The following is a 16761-nucleotide window of genomic DNA, read 5'->3' on the forward strand; positions in this document are numbered from 1 at the left end:
AAATATCCGGTGCTTGCGGCTAGAGCTCGGGCTTCTGGCGCACCACCACCTTGGTGCCGACCGGCACGCGATCGTAGAGATCGGCGACATCCGCATTCACCAGGCGGAAGCAGCCCGACGAGATCTTGGTGCCGATGGTCTGGGGCTGGTTGGTGCCGTGGATGCGGTACACCGTGGTGCCGAGATACATGGCGCGGGCGCCGAGCGGATTGCCTGGACCGCCGGCCATGAAGCGGGGCAGGTAGGGCTGGCGCTGGATCATCTCCGGCGGCGGCGTCCAGTCGGGCCACTCCGCTTTCCGGGTGATGTTGAGCAGGCCCTGCCACTGGAAGCCGTCGCGGCCGACGCCGATGCCGTAGCGGATCGCGCGGCCGCCGGGTTGCACCAAATAGAGATGCCGCTCGGTCGTGGAGATGATGATCGTGCCCGGCGGCTCGGTGGTGCGGTAATAGACGATCTGCTTGCGCCATACCGGATCGAGTTCGTAGTCGTCGTCGGCGACCAGGCCTGGCTGGTCGCCGGGATCATCCGGCTGCTGCGCGAAGCCGTGCACGGCCGAGCAGGCCAGCGCGATCGCGGCGGTGATGCAAAAAACCAGGTGACGCAAAACCGTCATTCCAAGCTCCCCTCAACAGAACCTGCCAAGCCCCTCGTTCTTACCATCCAATGGTTCCGAGCGCGAACGATACCGGCGCATCGGCGCGTCGCATCAGGCCCAGAAACAAAACGACCCGGAGGGGGGCATCCATCCGGGTCGTCGAGGCAACTTGGGAGGTTAAAGTCTGCTCGGTGGAGTTTGCCGGCGAAGATCTTGCTCTGCGATGCCGGCCAAACCGAGCTGGGGGACTGGTTCGACCGACGGTACGGTCGTAGCAGCAGATCTTTTCCGGCTGATTTCGCCGATCGTTTCAATTGTTTCGTTCGGCGCTTTTTCCAAAAGGCCTGCCGGGAATTCGTCTGCCCCGGGCAGGATCTTGAGATCAAGCTACTTTCAGGCCGCGATGGTATCGACGCCGCAGACCCTGAGCAGGTCGGCGAGCTGCTTGCGGGCGTAGAACATGCGCGTCTTCACCGTGCTCTGCGGGATGCCGATGATCTGTCCGACCTCCTCCACCGACTTCTCATGATAGTAGACGAGATTGATGATCTCGCGGTGGGCGGGCGACAGCTTGGCGACACAGGCCCGCAGAATGGCGCAAGTGGTGGCGCGCTCGAGCGAGGTCTCCGGCGTGTCGGATTCATCGGCGATCTCGCGCACCTCGTCCTGGTCGATGTCCTCGAACCGGCGCTGGCGCAGCGCGGTCAGCGCCTTGAAGCGGGCGATCGAGAGCAGCCAGGTCGAAACCTGGGAGCGCCCCTCGAACTGCTTGGCGGTACGCCAGACGTCCAGGAACACCTGGCTGACCAGGTCCTCGGCGACGTTGGTGTCGCGCACGATGCGCAGGATGAACCGGTAGACCCGCACATTGTGCCGGGCATAGAGGGTGTGCATCGCGGTACGATCCCCCCCGGCAATGCTCTGCAGAAGCATTTCATCCGTGGTCGCCTGGGCTGCGATGATGCCCTGGCTGGCTGCGGAATTGATGGCAACGACGTTCTGCATGACACTCTCCCGTTGCGCCGCCCCCTTGCGGCGTTTCGTTGGGCAAATTGTTAATGAGCCCAGGTTTCGGGACGTCTGCACTAAAACGGGAAAATGGTTTCGTCGCCCGCGAGAATTGTTTCGTCGCCGGCAATGCCGCGAAACAGTCGTGGCAAAAATGTGAAGTTTTTCAATGAAGACAGGATCGGCCGCGGTATAGTGACCTCGAAGCAGATTCCTTGACGTCAGGCTTGCTGCAGTGCCGCGAGCGTTTACGCTTTTTCACCCGATGGCGAGAACAGATAGCCGCCGCCGCGGATGGTGCGGATCACCGCCGGCTTGGCCGGATCGGGCTCGATCTTGCGGCGGATGCGCATGATGCGCAGATCGACGGCCCGGTCGAAGGCCTCGGCGTCGCGGGCATTGGCAAGCTCGAGCAGCCGCTCGCGCGACAGCACCCGTTTCGGATTGGCGGCAAACACCTTGAGCAGCCCGAACTCGGATGCTGTCAGTGGGTGCTCGTTGCCTTCGTCGTCGCGCAGTGCCTGGGCGTCGAGGTCGAGCCATTTGGTGCCGAAACGCACCAGCTGCTCCCCGGCCTTGGCAGCCGCAGGCTGCGGTGCCGCCACAGCGACCTTGGCCGGTCCGCTCCGCCGCAACACCGAGCGGATGCGCGCCATCAATTCGCGCAGCTCGCAGGGTTTGGCAACGTAATCATCGGCGCCGAGCTCGAGCCCGACCACCCGATCGATCGGGCTTGCGGTCGCCGTGAGCATGATGACCGGAATATTGGTGCGGCTCTTGAGGTCGCGGATGATCGAGAGCCCATCCTCCTCCGGCATGTTGAGGTCGAGCACGACGAGATCGGCCGGTCCGGCGTCGATGGCGCCGCGCAGGCTCTTGCCGCCATCGCACAGCGTCACCGTGAAGCCGTGCATCTTGAGGTAATCGCCGACCATCTCGCGGGCGGGCGCCTCGTCGTCGACGATGATGATGTGCTGATTTTGGCTCATGACGGTTCTGTCGCGGGCAGTGTGATGGTGAAGGTCGATCCGCGCCCCGGCCCGGCGCTCCTGGCGGCGACGTCGCCCCCATGCATGTCGATGATGCGCTTGACGATCGATAGCCCGAGCCCGGTCGAGCTTTCGCCGGCGGTCGGCTTGGCCGACAGCCGCTGGAAGCGTCCGAACAAGCGGCCGAGATCTTCCGGAGACAGGCCGGCACCCTCGTCGGTCACGCTGATCACGCTGTTGCCCCCCTCCGTGCCGACCTCGATCGTGATCCGGCCACCCATCTGACTGTATTTGATGGCGTTGCTGACGAGATTGTCGATCGCCTCGCGCATGCGGTCGGCATCGCACATTGCGGAGAGACGGTCCGGCGCCGCCACGGTGATGATCTGCTGCTTGTTCACGGCGAGCGGCTGGTTGGCTTCCGCGACCTCGCGAACCAGCGCGGCGAGGTCGACCGCTTCGCGGCGGATGGTGATATCGAAGGCGTCAGACATCGCATCCGAGATCAGATGATCGACCATCGAGGTCAGCCGCTTGGCGGCGTCGCGGATGTGTTCAATCTGCGTGGTGACGCCGTCCTTGGAGGCGCCGGTCGCAAACAGCTCGGTCAGCATCTCGGTGCGGCCGAGAATGACGCCGAGCGGATTCTTCAAATCATGCGCGACGGTGCCAAGGATCTCGTTCTTGAAGCCGTTGGCACGCTGCAGCCGCAGCCACTGCGCCGACAGCCTGCTATTGGCCTGCATCAGCGCGCGGGTGCGCTGGGCGACGCGGTCCTCGAGCTGCGTGTTGGCCTCCTGAAGCTTCTGATACAGGATGACGTTGTCGAATGCGATCGACAGCCGGCTGGAGAAAATCTCGACCAGCGAGCGGTCGGTCTCAGACAGCGGCCGTTCCGCCTGCAGCAGCACGACGACCTCGCGCCCCGAGCCGGTGCGGACATAAAGCACGGTGCGCTGGTCGGCGAATTCATTCATGCGCTTCTTGAACGCAGCCTCGACCATGTCCCGCAGCTCGGGATCGAGCGATTTCGAGGTGGCCGCGCCGATGAAACGGCTGTAGCAGCCTGAGCCCGCCAGCACCGAGAAGTCCTCGGTCTTGCTGCCGCTGCCGTCGTCGCGCAGCACCAGGATGCCGGCGCAGTCGACATTGAGCAGCGAGGCGATCTGCGTCAGCACGCCTTCGGCGAGGCGCTGCATCGATTTGAAGTCGTACAGCGTCGAGGCGGCGTCGATGATGATCTCCAGCCCGCGCCGGGTCTGCACCATCCGCTCGAGCTGCTGGTAGCTGCGCAAGGCCGCGGTCAGCGAGGTGAACAGCTTGTCGGCAGTGAGCTCGGTCTTGGCCTTGTAATCGTTGATGTCGTATTGGACGATGACCCGCCGCTCCGGCGCCTGGCCCGGTTGCCCGGTGCGCAGGATGATGCGCACGGTCTCGTTCTTGATCTCGTTGCGGATGTACTCGACGAGCTCGAGGCCCGCGACGTCGGTCTCCATGATGACGTCGAGCAGCACCGCGGCGACATCGGGATTGTCGCGCATCAGGATGCGACCTTCGGCCGCGGAGAACGCCGACAGGATCTCCAGTCCCTGACCGTTCAGGCTGTAGTCGGAGAGCGCGAAGCGCGTACCTTCATGCACGGCGTGGTCGTCATCGATGACCGCGATCTTCCATTTCCGCGCCGGATGCTCTTGCTCAACGAAGCCAATGTCGTCGATCAGTTGGAGGACATCGTCTTGTTCGGCCATTGCGTGGTTCCGTCGCCTTCTGTGTCAGAGCCGCCCAATTCTTTAGAATCTCGGGCGATCCGGGGCATGATAATGCGAAATGTCGTGCCTTGTCCCACCCGGGACTCCAGCATCATGCGGCCCCCGAGCTGCTGCGTCACCAGGTTATAGACGATATGCAGGCCGAGTCCCGTGCCGCCTTCGTTGCGGCGGGTCGTGAAGAACGGGTCGAAGGCCTGGCGCTGGACGTCCGGGCTCATCCCGGCACCATTGTCGGCGAAGATGATCTCGATGTCATCGGTGCCCCGCGGCCGCGCCGTGATCGAGATGGTACCGGCACGGCCGTCGGCGAAGGCATGGTTGGCGGCGTTGAGGAACAGGTTGGTCAGGATCTGGCCATACGAGCCCGGATAGCCGTCGATCAGGAGCCCCTCGGGCACGTCGACGTTGAGCGCGATCGGCGCCCGCTTCAGCACCGGCTTCAGGCTCGCGATGATCTGGTCGGTGGCTTCGTGCAGAATGAACTGCCGCCGCTCCGCATGGGAGCGGTCGACCGCGACCTGCTTGAAGGATTGGATCAGCTCGCCGGCGCGCTGCAAATTGGCGACGAGCTGCTGCGAGGCATCGCGCGAGGCGCGCACGAACTCCTCGAGCTGCGACCGGCGCAGTCCGGTGGACCCCATCAGCTCCTTCTCGAAGATGTCGGCGCGGCGGGCAAAGCTTGATGCCACCGTGAGGCTGATGCCGATCGGGTTGTTGACCTCATGGGCGACGCCGGCGACCAGGCCGCCGAGCGCGGCGAGCCGCTCTGCGTCGATCAGATTGCGCTGCGCGGCATTCAGCTCGAGCAGGGCGCTCTCGGCCTTTTCCTTGGAGGTGCGCAGCTCGTCCTCGGTCTTGCGCTTGGCGATCGCATTCTCGCGGAATACCTCGACCGCCCGTGCCATGGCACCGACCTCGTCGCGGGCATCGGTGCCCTGCACCTGGCGATCATAGTCGCCGGACGCGATCGCCCGCATCGCGGCCATGATCTGTTGCAGCGGCAGACGGATGGACAAAGCGATCAGCACGCCTGCGCTAAGGATGACGCCAAGGAAGATCACCGCGATCGACAACACGCGACGCGAGATGTCGCGCAAGGTGCGATCGAAGGTCGCCTGCGCCTTCTGCTCGCGCTGGCGCATCTTCACCGACAGCTCGTCGATTGCCCCGATGGTTTCGGCCTGGCTCGCATCGATAGTGTTGCGCAGCAGCTCGGTGCGGTTGGTGAGCTCGTCCGAAAGCTTCGAGAAGCCGTCGCGCAGCGCTGCCGTGCGTGCGCTGAGCTTGTCCAGCGCCAGCCGTTGCAGATCGTTGTCGGCGAGCTCCGACATGACAGGAATGGTCTTCTCGATGGTCTCGGTGTTGCGCCGTGCGTCCTCGGCCGAGGCCGGCGCCAGCGACAAATAGTAGGAGTTGGCCGCGACCAGCATCGCGGTGAAGGCCTCGCGCGACTTGCCGAGCGACGGCCAGATCTGCGCATCGCGATGACCGGTCGCGCCTTCGATCACCGAATAGAGCCCGGCCATATCGCGCGCGGGCCCCAGCACCTGCTCCTCATAGGTCTTGGAGATGGTGGTCTGCAGGCTGCGCAACTCGCCGAAGCCGTCGAGAAAGCGCACCGTGACCCGCTCCAGCTCCTCGACCGAGCCCGACAGCATCGGGTCGGTGGACGCCCGCGTAGTCAGGGTGCCCAGCACCGCCTCGCGCAGCAGCAGGATTTCGGCGAACAGGTCCGGGCTCGGCTGGTTGATGTAGCGATGAATGAGGTTCTGCAGCCGGCTGGTCTCGCTCTCCAGCAGCGCCAGGATCTTGTCGGATTCCCGCACCTGGCGGACATCCTCCCAGGCACTGCCCAGCACCTGCGAGCCGTTCCAGATCAGGCCCGCGAGCACGATGACGACGGCGGAGTTCAGCGCAGCGATCGACAGGATGCGCCAGCGGATCGGCACAGCGCGCAACACCCGCACGATGCGGGCGCGGCCCAGGATCGCCAGTCTCGCCGGACGTCCTTTCGTGCCATTCTGGTCGGACCTGGCCATCGGATCAATTCGGCTCGCGCCATCGCGGCGACCGGACGATCCGTCGGCCGCGGCAAACCAGCCCAATATTGCGGCTGCAATCGGCATGGTCATTTTGCGACGCAGCTTCACCGACGCGGACACGTGCGCTCAACTTCAAGTCGCATGTGCGTGAAACGGCGGTCGCAGCCAAAGTCGGCATCGGCGCGACATCCACTCTCAAGGTCCGCGAAAGGCCGGCGCGGTACACAGGCAACATGGTCCCCTTGGGTAGTGGGTCTGTCCCCACGTGAAAAGGTTCAGTGTTTTTTTGCAACCGGTGCTATAAGGCCATTCTGCCGACGCGGCGAGGCCCGTCAATGGCCGGCACCATCAATCCGGGGGGCCATTTCAGTCCGTTGCCTGCCGGATTGCTGTCGATATTTCGTTTCAGCAAGCCGTATTTCGATTGATCGTGATTGGAATGACGTCGTGGGATTGAACGGGACGCTGCTCAGGATCTGCATCGCGGCGATCGTGACCATCGGGGGCGCGCCGGCTTTCGCCGCAACCGAGATCATGTGGTGGCACGCGATGTCGGGCGAACTCGGCAAGCAAGTCGAGAAACTGGCGGCGGATTTCAACGCCTCGCAATCCGACTATCGCATTGTTCCCAGCTACAAGGGCAACTACACCGAAACGGTGACGGCGGCGATCTTCGCGTTCCGCTCGCGCAGCCAGCCGGCGATCGTTCAGGTCAACGAGATCGCCACCGCGACCATGACCGCCGCCAAGGGCGCCATTTACCCGGTCTATGAGCTGATGCGCGACGAGCAGGAGAGCTTTTCGCCTGGCGACTATCTTCCGGAAGTGACCGGCTATTATGCCGACGTCGATGGCAATCTATTGTCGTTCCCGTTCAACACGTCGACGCCAATCCTCTATTACAACAAGGATCTGTTCCGAAGTGCAGGGCTTGATCCGAACATGCCGCCGAAGACCTGGCCCGAGGTCGGGCTGGCCGCCAAGCGGCTGCGCGAGCGCGGTGCGGCTTGCGGCTTCACCACCTCCTGGCCGTCCTGGATCAATGTCGAGAACTTCTCCGCCTTCCACAATCTGCCGATCGCGAGCAGGGCGAACGGCTTTGGCGGCATCGATGCTGTGCTGACCTTCAACAATCCGCTGGTGGTGCGTCAGATCGCGCAACTCGCGAGCTGGCAGGCCACCAAGGTGTTCGACTATAGCGGGCGCGGACAGTCGGCCGAGCCGCGCTTCCAGAAAGGCGAATGCGGCATCTTCATCGGCTCGTCGGCGACGCGGGCCGACATCCAGGCCAATTCGAGATTCGAGGTCGGCTACGGCATGATGCCTTATTGGCCCGATGTTAAGGGCGCACCGCAGAACTCGACCATTGGGGGGGCCACGCTGTGGGTGCTGCGGGACCGGCCGCGGGCGGAATATCGCGGCGTTGCGAAATTCTTTGCGTATCTGTCCAGACCGGGCGTGCAGGCGGCCTGGCACCAGAACACGGGCTATCTGCCGGTCACGCGCGCCGCCTTCGAGCTGACCCGCGCGCAAGGCTTCTACGACCGCAATCCGGGGACCGCGATCTCGATCGAGCAGGTGACGCTCAATCCGCCGACGGAGAATTCGCGCGGGCTGCGGCTCGGCTCCTTCGTGCTGATCCGCGATGCGATCGAGGACGAGCTTGAGCTGGCGTTCAGCGGCAGGAAATCCGCGCGCGAGGCGCTCGATGCGGCGGTCGAGCGCGGCAACAAGCTGCTTCGGCAGTTCGAGCGGGCCAGCCCCGAGCAATGAGCGAGGCGCGACAAGAGCAAACGTCGCCTTCGCTGCTGGCACTGACGAATCTTGCGGCATTCCGCGCCTTCCGCGCCGAGCCGGCGCGCTGGTTGCCGATCGCGCGCGACATCGCCCGGGAGCACAATATCGCGTGGTCGGACCCGGTCGTGTTCGCGACCGGGACCAATCTCGTTGTCGGTCTCGGTGACCGCCTGATCCTGAAGATCTTCCCGCCCTTCCATCGCCGCCAATTCATTTCCGAGCGCGGCACCTTGCGCGCGCTGGCCGGGCAATTGCGGATCGATGTGCCCGAGCTCGTCGCCGAGGGCGAGCGTGAGCGATGGCCGTATCTGTTCATGACACGGCTGCCCGGCGTGGCGGCCTCCGAGGTCTGGCCTGGTATGGCGGAGGCCGACAAGGAGCGGGTGTTGCGCCAGCTCGGCGAGACCATCGCCAGCGTGCAGCAGGTGCCGCCGGGCGAGCTGCTCAAGGTCACGCCGGCATGGGCGGATGTCATGCAGGGCCAGTTCGAAGGCTGTTTCGCGCGGCATCAGCGGCTCGGATTGGCGCCTAAATTCCTCGATGGGCTGGACGACCTCCTGCGCGAGGTGCGCGAGCTGATCCCGATGCGCCCAAGGCCCGTGATTCTCGTCGGTGAGTACATCCCGGAGAATTTCCAGGTGGCGCGCAAGGGCGACGGCTGGCGCCTCTGCGGCCTGTTCGACTTCGGCGACGTGTTCACAGGCTTTGGCGACTACGACCTGCTCGGCCCGAGCGCTTTCATGTCGGCCGGGCGGCCGCGGCGCGTCCGCAGCCTGCTCGAAGGCTATGGATATGCGATGGGCCAAATCGACGCATCGTTCAAACGGTGCCTGATGGCGTTGATGCTGCTGCATCGCGCCAGCGACCCCAACCGCCACATCTGCATTCCGGACTGGTCTTCCAAAGCGGCTGATCTCTGGGAGCTTCAGGAGCTGATCTGGCCGACCTGAGCGCCGGGCAGATCCTGGTGCTTCTGACCAAATACTAGGCACAATAGGAGCTCTGTATGCAATCTGAAGCTGTCCCAGGTTGCGGAACGGCCGAAACCAGCGAGATATTTCAGCCGCTTAAGGCGCGAGATTCCTTGGCATGAAGCTTGCGAACCGTTCAGGGCGAATGCAGCGCCCGCCACTGCCGGGTGCATGAGAGGCGCGAGATGGCCGACCGCTCGGACGACGATTTGAACGATTACATCGACGCCGTCGGGCGTGCGCTGGGGCTCACCATCGAGGACGCCTGGCGGCCGGCGATCCGCGCCAATCTCGAAGTATCGCTGCGGCTGGCCAAGCTGGTCGATGATTACAAGCTGCCAGATCAATCCGAGCCCGCCAGTGTCTTCATCGCTTGATCCTGCCGAGATGACCGCCACGGCCATCGCGCAGGCGGTGGCGAGCAGGAAACTGTCGGCGGTGGATGTGGTGGAGGCCGTGCTGGCGCGGATCGGCGTGCGCGACCGCGTGCTGAACGCGTTCACCGATGTCACTGCCGAGCGGGCCCGCGCCAAGGCACGCGCGATCGATGCCGCCATCGAGGCCGGGCAGAACGTCGGCCCGCTCGCCGGCGTGCCGTTCGCGGTCAAGAACCTGTTCGACGTGCAGGGACTCGTCACCCGCGCCGGCGCCAAGATCAATCGTGATGACCCGCCGGCATTGCGCGATGCGACCCTGATCGAGCGGATGGAAGCAGCCGGTGCGGTGCTGGTCGGTGCGCTCAACATGGGCGAATACGCCTATGATTTCACCGGCGAGAACATCCACGACGGCAATTCTTGCAACCCGCACGATACGAGCCGGATGACCGGCGGCTCCTCCGGCGGCTCGGGGGGCGCGGTCGGCGGCCGGCTGGTGCCGATCGCGCTCGGCTCCGACACTAACGGTTCGATCCGCGTGCCCGCCTCGTTCTGCGGCATCTTCGGCCTGAAGCCGACCTATGGCCGGCTGTCACGTGCGCGCTCGTTTCCGTTCGTCGCCAGCCTCGATCATCTCGGCCCGCTGGCGCGTTCGGTCGAGGATCTTGCGCTGAGCTATGACGCGATGCAGGGCGCCGATGCGGATGACGCCGCCTGCACGGCGCGCGCGATCGAGCCGGTGACGCCGCTTCTAGCGCAAGGCATCGATGGCCTGCGCATTGCGATCGCCGGCGGTCATTTCCAGCAGCATCTGTTCCCGGAAGCCATCGAGGCGATCGGCCGCGTCGCCAAGGCGCTCAACGCGACCGAGGTGATCGAGGTGCCGGAGGCAGCGCGGGCCCGCGCCGCGGCTTATGTGATCACCACGACCGAGGGCGCCTCGCTGCATCTCGATCGCCTGCGCACGCGCGCGCACGATTTCGATCCGGCGGTGCGCGACCGGCTGATCGCGGGCGCGATGGTGCCGGCGCCGCTGGTCGATCGCGCGCAGAAATTCCGCCGCTGGTATCGCGCGCGCGTGCTCGAGCTGTTCAAGCATGTCGACGTGCTGATCGCGCCGGCAACACCTTGCGTCGCGCCCAAGATCGGCCAGGTCAACTTCGTGCTCGACGGCGTCGAGCTGCCGGTGCGCGCCAATATCGGCATCCACACCCAGCCGGTCTCGTTCATCGGGCTCCCCGTCGTCGCCGTGCCGGTGCCGCTGCAGCCGATGCCGATCGGGGTGCAGCTGATTGCCGCGCCCTGGCGCGAGGACATCGTGCTGCGCGTGGCGCACGCCTTGCAAGAGATGGGCGTTGCGGCCGTGCCGGAGCCGAAGGGATTGTAAGCATGGAAGTCGATTTGCCCGAGATCGTTGCCGAGGTGACCGCGCAGTTCCAGCGCTATGAACAGGCGCTGGTGAGCAACGACGTCGCGGTGCTCGACGAACTGTTCCGCAACGATGCGCGCACACTGCGCTACGGCATCGGCGAGAATCTCTACGGCTATAGCGAGATCGCGGCGTTCCGCGCCGGCCGCTCGCCGGCCGGGCTGATTCGGCGCACCGCGCGCACCGTCATCACCACCTACGGCCGCGATACCGCGGTCGCCTCGACGCTGTTCTATCGCGACAGCGCGCCGGGGCGCGTCGGCCGCCAGATGCAGACCTGGGTGCGCTTCCCCGAGGGCTGGCGGATCGTCGCCGCCCATGTCAGCGTCATCGACGAGCCGCAGGGGCGAGCGGCATGAGTCTCGATGATAGCCAAGCTCGCGCACAGCAGCGGCCGACGCCGGAAATGCCGCGCGCCGATCGCGCTCCCCCAGTCATTGCCAAGATCACGCGCGCCGAAGAGCTGCGCCTGCAGCTTGCCGACGAGATCGTGCGCGGTGCGCTGGCGCCCGGTGCAGCGCTCGACGAGACCGAGATCGCCAGGCGCTTCAATGTGTCGCGCACGCCGGTGCGCGAGGCGTTGCGCCAGCTCGTGGCCTCAGGCCTCGTCGAGGCGCGCGCCCACCGCGGCGCGGTGGTGGCGCGGCCCTCGCTCGATCGCCTTACCGGCATGTTCGAGGCGATGGCCGAGCTGGAGGCGCTGTGCGCCGGTCTCGCCGCGCAGCGCATGACGCCGATCGAGCGGCAGCGGCTGGAGGCGATCCATGAGGAGCTCCGGCATCTCAGCCATGCCGGGAATCCCGAGCGCTTCCACGAGGTGAACGAGCGTTTCCATAGCGCGATCTATGCCGGCGCGCACAACGCCTATATCGCCGAGATCACGCTGGCGACGCGGGTGCGGGTGCAGCCGTTCCGCCGCGCCCAGTTTCGCAATCTCGGCCGCCTGGCGAAATCGCATGCCGAGCATGACCGCGTCGTGGTCGCGATCCTGCGCGGCGACAAGCTCGGCGCGTCCAACGCCATGCGCGCTCATATCGAGCTGGTGCGCGGGGAGTACGAGACCTACGCAGTGTCGGTGTAGGCGACGCAGCATCAGCGGCGTCATTGCGAGCGAAGCGAAGCAATCCAGTTTCAAGAAGGAAGTCCGGATTGCTTCGGCGCTTCGCGCCTCGCAATGACGGTCGGTGAATACGATCAGGCTGCGCCTTGGGTTATGTACGCTCGCCAGCCTCCGAACGATGAAATATCCCGTGCGCCGTCGAGCGCGGCCGGTTCGACGATGAAGCCCTTCACGCTGCGGCCGTCGGCAAGCCTGATGGTGCCGATCGACAGCGGCGGTGGCACCGCGGCGACGAACTGCCCGAAGGCCGCCGCCGAGAGCGCCCACACCTCCAGCGCGATCGCCGTGCCTGTGCCGGGTTCGATGCGCAGCATGCCGGGCTTCGGCGGCGTGGTTTCCAGCGCATAAAGTTTGTAGTCCGGTGCGGTCGTCGCCGTCTCCAGCAATCGTGCGCCGAGCGCGGTCAATTCGTGGTTCAGCGCCATGCCCGACAGATGCGCACCGACCGCGGCAATCGCGATCTCACCGTCACGTAATGTCGTCGGCAGAGTGGCAAGCGGCGGGAGCACGACGCCCTTGGCGCCGGCACTGAGACCGGTGTCGGCATGAAAGACGCGGCCGATGCTGGCGAGCGCGGCATCGCGCCCTGCCGGTGCCAGCAGCGTGATGCCGAACGGAATGCCGTCATCGCGCATCGCGGCCGGCAGCGCCAGTCCGCAGAGGTCGAGCAGGTTGACGAAATTGGTGTAGGTGCCGAGCCGGCTGTTGAGCAGGATCGGGTCCGCGAGCACGTCGGCCGTGGTGTAGGCGGTCGGCGCGGTCGGCAGCAGCAGCGCGTCGATTTCGGCGAAGGTGCGCGTCGCGACCTGGCGCAAGGCCTGCAGCCGGTAGAGCGCAGCAAAGGTGTCCGCGGCGGACGGACGCGCGCCGGCGATGGTGATCTCGCGCGTCACCGGATGGATCGCGTCCGGATCTGACGCAAGCAGATCACGGATCACGAGATAGCGCTCGGCAACCCACGGCCCTTCGTACAACAGCCGCGCGGTCTCGTAGAACGGCTCGAGGTCGAATTCGACCAGCTTCGCGCCGAGCTCACTGAAGCGTACGACCGCATCGTCATAGGCGGCTTCCGCTTCCTTGTCGCCGAAGAAGATCAATTGGCCCGGATGTGGCACGCCGAGCCGCAAGCCGCTTGGAAAGGCGGTCAGCGCCGCAAGCGGCCGGTCGCGCGAGAACGGATCGAGCGGATCGGCTGCCGCCATCACGCCGAGCGCGGTCGCCGCATCATCCACCGTTAGCGCGAAGATCGAGATGCAGTCGAGTGTGCGGCACGCCGGCACGACGCCTGATGTCGAGATCATGCCAAGGCTTGGCTTCAGCCCGACGATGTTGTTGAGCATGGCCGGCACGCGGCCGGAGCCGGCCGTATCGGTACCGAGCGACAGCGGCACCAGCCCTGCGGAGACCGCAACGGCCGAGCCCGAGCTGGATCCGCCCGGCACGAGATCGGCTCGCACCGGGTTCTTCGGAATGCCGTAGGGCGAGCGCACGCCGACAAGGCCGGTCGCGAACTGGTCCAGATTGGTCTTGCCGATGACGATAGCGCCGGCCGCGCGCAGCCGCGCCACCGCGGTCGCATCGCGCGACGGCGTATAGGCGAAGGCAGGGCAGCCGGCGGTGGTCGGCAGGCCCGCAACGTCGATATTGTCCTTCACCGCGACCGGCACGCCATAGAGCGGCAAGTGCGCGGCATCCTTGGCCGAGAGCGCCTTGGCCTCGGCCACGGCGTCGGCCTCGTCGCGTAGGCTGATGAAGACGGCAGGATCGGCATGGTCGCGGATACGCCGGTAGCTGCGCGCCACGGTCTGCGCGGGGGAGATGCGGCCGTCGCGATGGCCTGCGACGATCTCGGCAACGGTCTCGGTCACGCGCGGCTCCGCAGGCGAGAGGGGCATGATTTCGGTCCGGCCATCGCAAGCAACTCCTCCGCGACTTCGAATGCGAGGCCAGCGAAGCAAGGCATGTGCCATTGTGTACAATTCCCCCGTGTCCCGAATGAAGAAAATATCGGTGCAAATTCAGACTGTTGCTCGGGAGGGCGCCTGCGCTGCTGAACGATGGAGGCGAGTGTCTGCCTCAAAAACATGCAGGCTGCCGCTCCCGCAAAAATAATCCTGCGGCCGCGCATCTTTCGGCGTCGTCGAAACGTCCTTGAGGATGCAGATCAGGATGAGGAGGACATGATGACGCGCTTGATCAGGTACAGGACCAAGCCGGAACAGGCGGCGCGAAATGCCGAGCTGGTGGCGGCGGTGTTTGCCGAGCTTGGCGAGGCCAAGCCGGAAGGCCTGCGCTATCTGACCCTGCGGCTTGACGATGATACATTCGTCCATCTCGTCGCGACGGATGCCGCCGATGGCACCAGTTCGCTGACGCAGCTCGCCGCGTTCCAGGCTTTCCAGCAGGGCGTCCGCGACCGCTGCGCCGAGCCGCCCGTGGTGCGTCAGGCGACGGTCGTCGGCAATTACCGGATGCTCGATGAACATTGACCGGATGACATCGCCTTCGAACGTCCCGGAGCAAACTGGTCTCGATCATCTCTTGATCGCGATGCGGCCGCGGCTGCATCGTTATTGCGCACGCATGGTTGGCTCCGTCATCGATGGCGAGGACATCGTGCAGGATGCGCTGATCAAGGCGGTGCAGGCCTGGCCTGCAGCGGTGCCGATCGCTCAGCCGGAAGGCTGGCTATTCCGGATCGCACACAACACGGCGCTGGATTTCCTGCGCCGCCGCAGCCGGCTGGAGGCGCTGCAGATGGGCGAGGAGGCGGAGCTGATGGCCGACGCGCATGATGCGACGACGTTGCGCGAGATGGCCCGGCTCGGCCTGCGGCTGTTCATGCAGCTGCCGGTCGGCCAGCGCGGCAGCGTGATCCTGATCGACGTGCTCGGCTGTACGCCGCAGGAAGTCTGCGACATCACTAACATGAGTCTCGCCGCGGTGAAGGCCGCGCTGCATCGCGGCCGCGCGCGGCTGCGCGAGCTGGCCGCAAGCTCCGAGGATCTCCCGCAGCCGGCGCTCGCGCCGGCGGAGCAGGCGCGGCTATCCGCCTACGCCGCGCGCTTCAACGCGCATGATTTCGACGCGGTTCGCGCCATGCTCGCCGATGACATCCGGCTCGATCTGGTCGGCCGGACGCGGATGCGCGGCAAGGTCGAAGTGTCACGTTATTTCGGCAACTATGCCAAGGCCAGCGACTGGCATCTCGTGCCGGGAATGGTCGAGGGGCGGCCGGCGCTCTTGGTGGTCGACCCCGGCCGACCAGATGCTGTGCCGTCCTATTTCATGCTGCTGCAATGGGCGGCGGACGGGGTGATCTCGATCCGCGATTTCCGTCATGCCGCCTACGTCATCGACGGCGCCGACTATCGGCTCAGCCCGTGACCTTGCTGCTGCCTTGCGTGATCAGCCGAGCCGCACGCTGATCGCGGGCATAGACCCATAGCCAGCTCAAGGCGACGCTGAGGCGGTGGCGCAGCCCGATCAGGAAGTAGATGTGGGCGATGCCCCAGATCCACCACGCCAGCGCGCCGCGCAGCTTGATGCGGCCGAAGTCGATCACCGCGAGGCGCTTGCCAATCTGCGCCAGGCTGCCGGCATGGCTGTAGCGGAATGGCGCCGTAGGGCGGCCTGCGAGCCGCGCCTTGATGGTCTCGGCGACATAGCGGCCCTCCTGCTTGGCGGCCGGCGCAATGCCTGGCACCGGCTGGCCGTTCCAGGCCGAGATCGTCACAGTATCGCCGATCGCGAAAATCTCGGGGTGGCCGGGCACAGTGAGGTCAGGCGCGACCTGGAGCCGGCCGGCGCGATCGGCCGGCGCGCCCAGCCACTCCGCCGCGCGCGAGGCGCGCACGCCGGCGGCCCAGATGATGGTCTTGGTCTCGAGCCGGTTGCCGCCATAGACCACGCCCTCGGCGTTGCAATCGGTCACGGGCTGGCCTAGCACGACCTCGACGCCGATTCTCTCGAGTGACTTGTGCGCGTAGGCCGAGAGATCGTCGGGAAAGCCGGCGAGCACGCGCTGGCCCGCCTCGATCAGCACCACGCGGGCCTTGCGCGTGTCGACGTTGCGGAAGTCGCGCGGCAGCGTCGAGTGGGCAAGCTCGGCAATGGTGCCGGCCAGTTCGACGCCGGTTGGACCCGCGCCGATGATGACGAAGGTCATCCGCGCGGCACGCCGCACTGGGTCGGTTTCCCGCTCGGCGCGCTCGAAGGCGACCAGGATGCGCCGCCGCAAGGTGGTGGCGTCTTCGAGCGTCTTCAGGCCCGGAGCGAACGGCTCCCATTCGTCATGGCCGAAATAGGCGTGGCGGGCGCCGGTCGCCAGCACCAGCGTGTCGTAGCCGACCTCATCGCCGCGATCGAGCAACACAGTGCGGCGTTCGGCGTCGATGCCCGTCACGGTGGCGAACAGCGTGGTGACTTCCGGGCGGTCGCGCACGAGATAGCGGATCGGCCAGGCGATCTCAGAAGTGGCCAGCGATGCGGTCGCCACCTGGTACAGCAGCGGCTGGAACAGATGGTGGTTGCGGCGGTCGATCAACGTGATCCGGACCGGCGCACCGGCCAGACGGTAGGTCGTCTCCAGGCCGCCGAAGCCGGCGCCGACAATGACGACATGGTGAAGGCCCTGTGCCTGCTCGGTCATGGATCTGGCC

General features: G+C 65.7%; 15 protein-coding genes. 8 read left to right on the top strand and 7 right to left on the bottom strand.

All coding sequences use genetic code 11. From position 1 onward, the window contains the following. Nucleotides 1-19 precede the first annotated feature (19 nt). The 5 genes from P6U24_RS03260 to P6U24_RS03280 form a co-directional block, all read right to left on the bottom strand. Nucleotides 20-616, bottom strand: a complete 597-nt coding sequence (locus tag P6U24_RS03260) for a L,D-transpeptidase (RefSeq protein WP_407157769.1) — start codon at nucleotides 614-616, stop codon at nucleotides 20-22. 375 nt (nucleotides 617-991) lie between these two features. Further along, nucleotides 992-1603 (bottom strand): sigma-70 family RNA polymerase sigma factor, encoded by a 612-nt coding sequence (locus P6U24_RS03265; RefSeq protein WP_407157770.1) that lies wholly within the window; start codon nucleotides 1601-1603, stop codon nucleotides 992-994. A gap of 251 nt (nucleotides 1604-1854) precedes the next feature. Next, nucleotides 1855-2595: a response regulator gene (locus P6U24_RS03270; protein WP_407157771.1), complete on the bottom strand. Its 741-nt coding sequence runs from the start codon at nucleotides 2593-2595 to the stop codon at nucleotides 1855-1857. Beyond that, nucleotides 2592-4343: a DUF3369 domain-containing protein gene (locus tag P6U24_RS03275; protein ID WP_407157772.1), complete on the bottom strand. Its 1752-nt coding sequence runs from the start codon at nucleotides 4341-4343 to the stop codon at nucleotides 2592-2594. Before P6U24_RS03275 ends, P6U24_RS03270 begins: the two co-directional genes overlap by 4 nt. Continuing rightward, nucleotides 4313-6403: a sensor histidine kinase gene (locus P6U24_RS03280; protein ID WP_407157773.1), complete on the bottom strand. Its 2091-nt coding sequence runs from the start codon at nucleotides 6401-6403 to the stop codon at nucleotides 4313-4315. Before P6U24_RS03280 ends, P6U24_RS03275 begins: the two co-directional genes overlap by 31 nt. A gap of 537 nt (nucleotides 6404-6940) precedes the next feature. Between P6U24_RS03280 and ugpB the strand changes: the two genes are divergently transcribed. The 6 genes from ugpB (at nucleotide 6941) to P6U24_RS03310 (ending at nucleotide 12061) form a co-directional block, all read left to right on the top strand. After that, on the top strand, nucleotides 6941-8179 hold the full coding sequence (gene ugpB / locus P6U24_RS03285) for a sn-glycerol-3-phosphate ABC transporter substrate-binding protein UgpB (RefSeq protein ID WP_407160757.1): 1239 nt from the start codon (nucleotides 6941-6943) through the stop codon (nucleotides 8177-8179). Then, nucleotides 8176-9153 carry an aminoglycoside phosphotransferase family protein gene (locus P6U24_RS03290; RefSeq protein WP_407157774.1) on the top strand — a complete coding sequence of 326 codons (978 nt, stop codon included), beginning with the start codon at nucleotides 8176-8178 and terminating at the stop codon, nucleotides 9151-9153. The genes ugpB and P6U24_RS03290 overlap by 4 nt, the downstream gene beginning before the upstream one ends. A gap of 206 nt (nucleotides 9154-9359) precedes the next feature. Then, nucleotides 9360-9551, top strand: a complete 192-nt coding sequence (locus tag P6U24_RS03295) for a DUF4089 domain-containing protein (RefSeq protein WP_407157775.1) — start codon at nucleotides 9360-9362, stop codon at nucleotides 9549-9551. Between the two features lie 10 nt (nucleotides 9552-9561). Beyond that, nucleotides 9562-10938 carry an AtzE family amidohydrolase gene (locus P6U24_RS03300; RefSeq protein WP_407157776.1) on the top strand — a complete coding sequence of 459 codons (1377 nt, stop codon included), beginning with the start codon at nucleotides 9562-9564 and terminating at the stop codon, nucleotides 10936-10938. Nucleotides 10939-10940: 2 nt separating this feature from the next. After that, nucleotides 10941-11339, top strand: coding sequence for an oxalurate catabolism protein HpxZ (gene hpxZ / locus P6U24_RS03305; protein WP_407157777.1), 399 nt, complete (start codon nucleotides 10941-10943; stop codon nucleotides 11337-11339). Next, entirely contained in the window at nucleotides 11336-12061 is a 726-nt protein-coding gene (locus P6U24_RS03310; protein ID WP_407157778.1) for a GntR family transcriptional regulator, read from the top strand. Before hpxZ ends, P6U24_RS03310 begins: the two co-directional genes overlap by 4 nt. A gap of 113 nt (nucleotides 12062-12174) precedes the next feature. Here the strand turns inward: P6U24_RS03310 and atzF are convergent, their stop codons facing one another. Next, nucleotides 12175-13995, bottom strand: a complete 1821-nt coding sequence (gene atzF, locus P6U24_RS03315) for an allophanate hydrolase (RefSeq protein ID WP_407157779.1) — start codon at nucleotides 13993-13995, stop codon at nucleotides 12175-12177. Between the two features lie 285 nt (nucleotides 13996-14280). Here atzF and P6U24_RS03320 point away from each other — a divergent pair, with 285 nt between their 5' ends. Both P6U24_RS03320 and P6U24_RS03325 read left to right on the top strand, forming a co-directional pair. Then, a complete protein-coding gene (locus tag P6U24_RS03320) occupies nucleotides 14281-14589 on the top strand; it encodes a hypothetical protein (protein WP_407157780.1) in 309 nt (102 codons plus the stop codon). Beyond that, complete coding sequence (locus tag P6U24_RS03325; protein ID WP_407157781.1) at nucleotides 14579-15487, top strand: sigma-70 family RNA polymerase sigma factor; 909 nt, start codon at nucleotides 14579-14581, stop codon at nucleotides 15485-15487. Before P6U24_RS03320 ends, P6U24_RS03325 begins: the two co-directional genes overlap by 11 nt. Here P6U24_RS03325 and P6U24_RS03330 read toward each other — a convergent pair. After that, nucleotides 15477-16751: an NAD(P)/FAD-dependent oxidoreductase gene (locus tag P6U24_RS03330; RefSeq protein ID WP_407157782.1), complete on the bottom strand. Its 1275-nt coding sequence runs from the start codon at nucleotides 16749-16751 to the stop codon at nucleotides 15477-15479. The genes P6U24_RS03325 and P6U24_RS03330 overlap by 11 nt on opposite strands. Between the last annotated feature and the right edge of the window lie 10 nt (nucleotides 16752-16761).

It is taken from the genome of Bradyrhizobium sp. STM 3557 (assembly GCF_045571465.1).
In the GTDB taxonomy this organism is placed as follows: Bacteria; Pseudomonadota; Alphaproteobacteria; order Rhizobiales; family Xanthobacteraceae; genus Bradyrhizobium.

Excerpts from the sequence above, each read along its gene's own strand:
- P6U24_RS03260 (WP_407157769.1), bottom strand. The coding sequence starts at position 616 with ATGACGGTTTTGCGTCACCTGGTTTTTTGCATCACCGCCGCGATCGCG.
- P6U24_RS03265 (WP_407157770.1), bottom strand. The coding sequence starts at position 1,603 with ATGCAGAACGTCGTTGCCATCAATTCCGCAGCCAGCCAGGGCATCATC.
- P6U24_RS03270 (WP_407157771.1), bottom strand. The coding sequence starts at position 2,595 with ATGAGCCAAAATCAGCACATCATCATCGTCGACGACGAGGCGCCCGCC.
- P6U24_RS03275 (WP_407157772.1), bottom strand. The coding sequence starts at position 4,343 with ATGGCCGAACAAGACGATGTCCTCCAACTGATCGACGACATTGGCTTC.
- P6U24_RS03280 (WP_407157773.1), bottom strand. The coding sequence starts at position 6,403 with ATGGCCAGGTCCGACCAGAATGGCACGAAAGGACGTCCGGCGAGACTG.
- ugpB (WP_407160757.1), top strand. The coding sequence starts at position 6,941 with ATGTGGTGGCACGCGATGTCGGGCGAACTCGGCAAGCAAGTCGAGAAA.
- P6U24_RS03290 (WP_407157774.1), top strand. The coding sequence starts at position 8,176 with ATGAGCGAGGCGCGACAAGAGCAAACGTCGCCTTCGCTGCTGGCACTG.
- P6U24_RS03295 (WP_407157775.1), top strand. The coding sequence starts at position 9,360 with ATGGCCGACCGCTCGGACGACGATTTGAACGATTACATCGACGCCGTC.
- P6U24_RS03300 (WP_407157776.1), top strand. The coding sequence starts at position 9,562 with ATGACCGCCACGGCCATCGCGCAGGCGGTGGCGAGCAGGAAACTGTCG.
- hpxZ (WP_407157777.1), top strand. The coding sequence starts at position 10,941 with ATGGAAGTCGATTTGCCCGAGATCGTTGCCGAGGTGACCGCGCAGTTC.
- P6U24_RS03310 (WP_407157778.1), top strand. The coding sequence starts at position 11,336 with ATGAGTCTCGATGATAGCCAAGCTCGCGCACAGCAGCGGCCGACGCCG.
- atzF (WP_407157779.1), bottom strand. The coding sequence starts at position 13,995 with ATGCCCCTCTCGCCTGCGGAGCCGCGCGTGACCGAGACCGTTGCCGAG.
- P6U24_RS03320 (WP_407157780.1), top strand. The coding sequence starts at position 14,281 with ATGATGACGCGCTTGATCAGGTACAGGACCAAGCCGGAACAGGCGGCG.
- P6U24_RS03325 (WP_407157781.1), top strand. The coding sequence starts at position 14,579 with ATGAACATTGACCGGATGACATCGCCTTCGAACGTCCCGGAGCAAACT.
- P6U24_RS03330 (WP_407157782.1), bottom strand. The coding sequence starts at position 16,751 with ATGACCGAGCAGGCACAGGGCCTTCACCATGTCGTCATTGTCGGCGCC.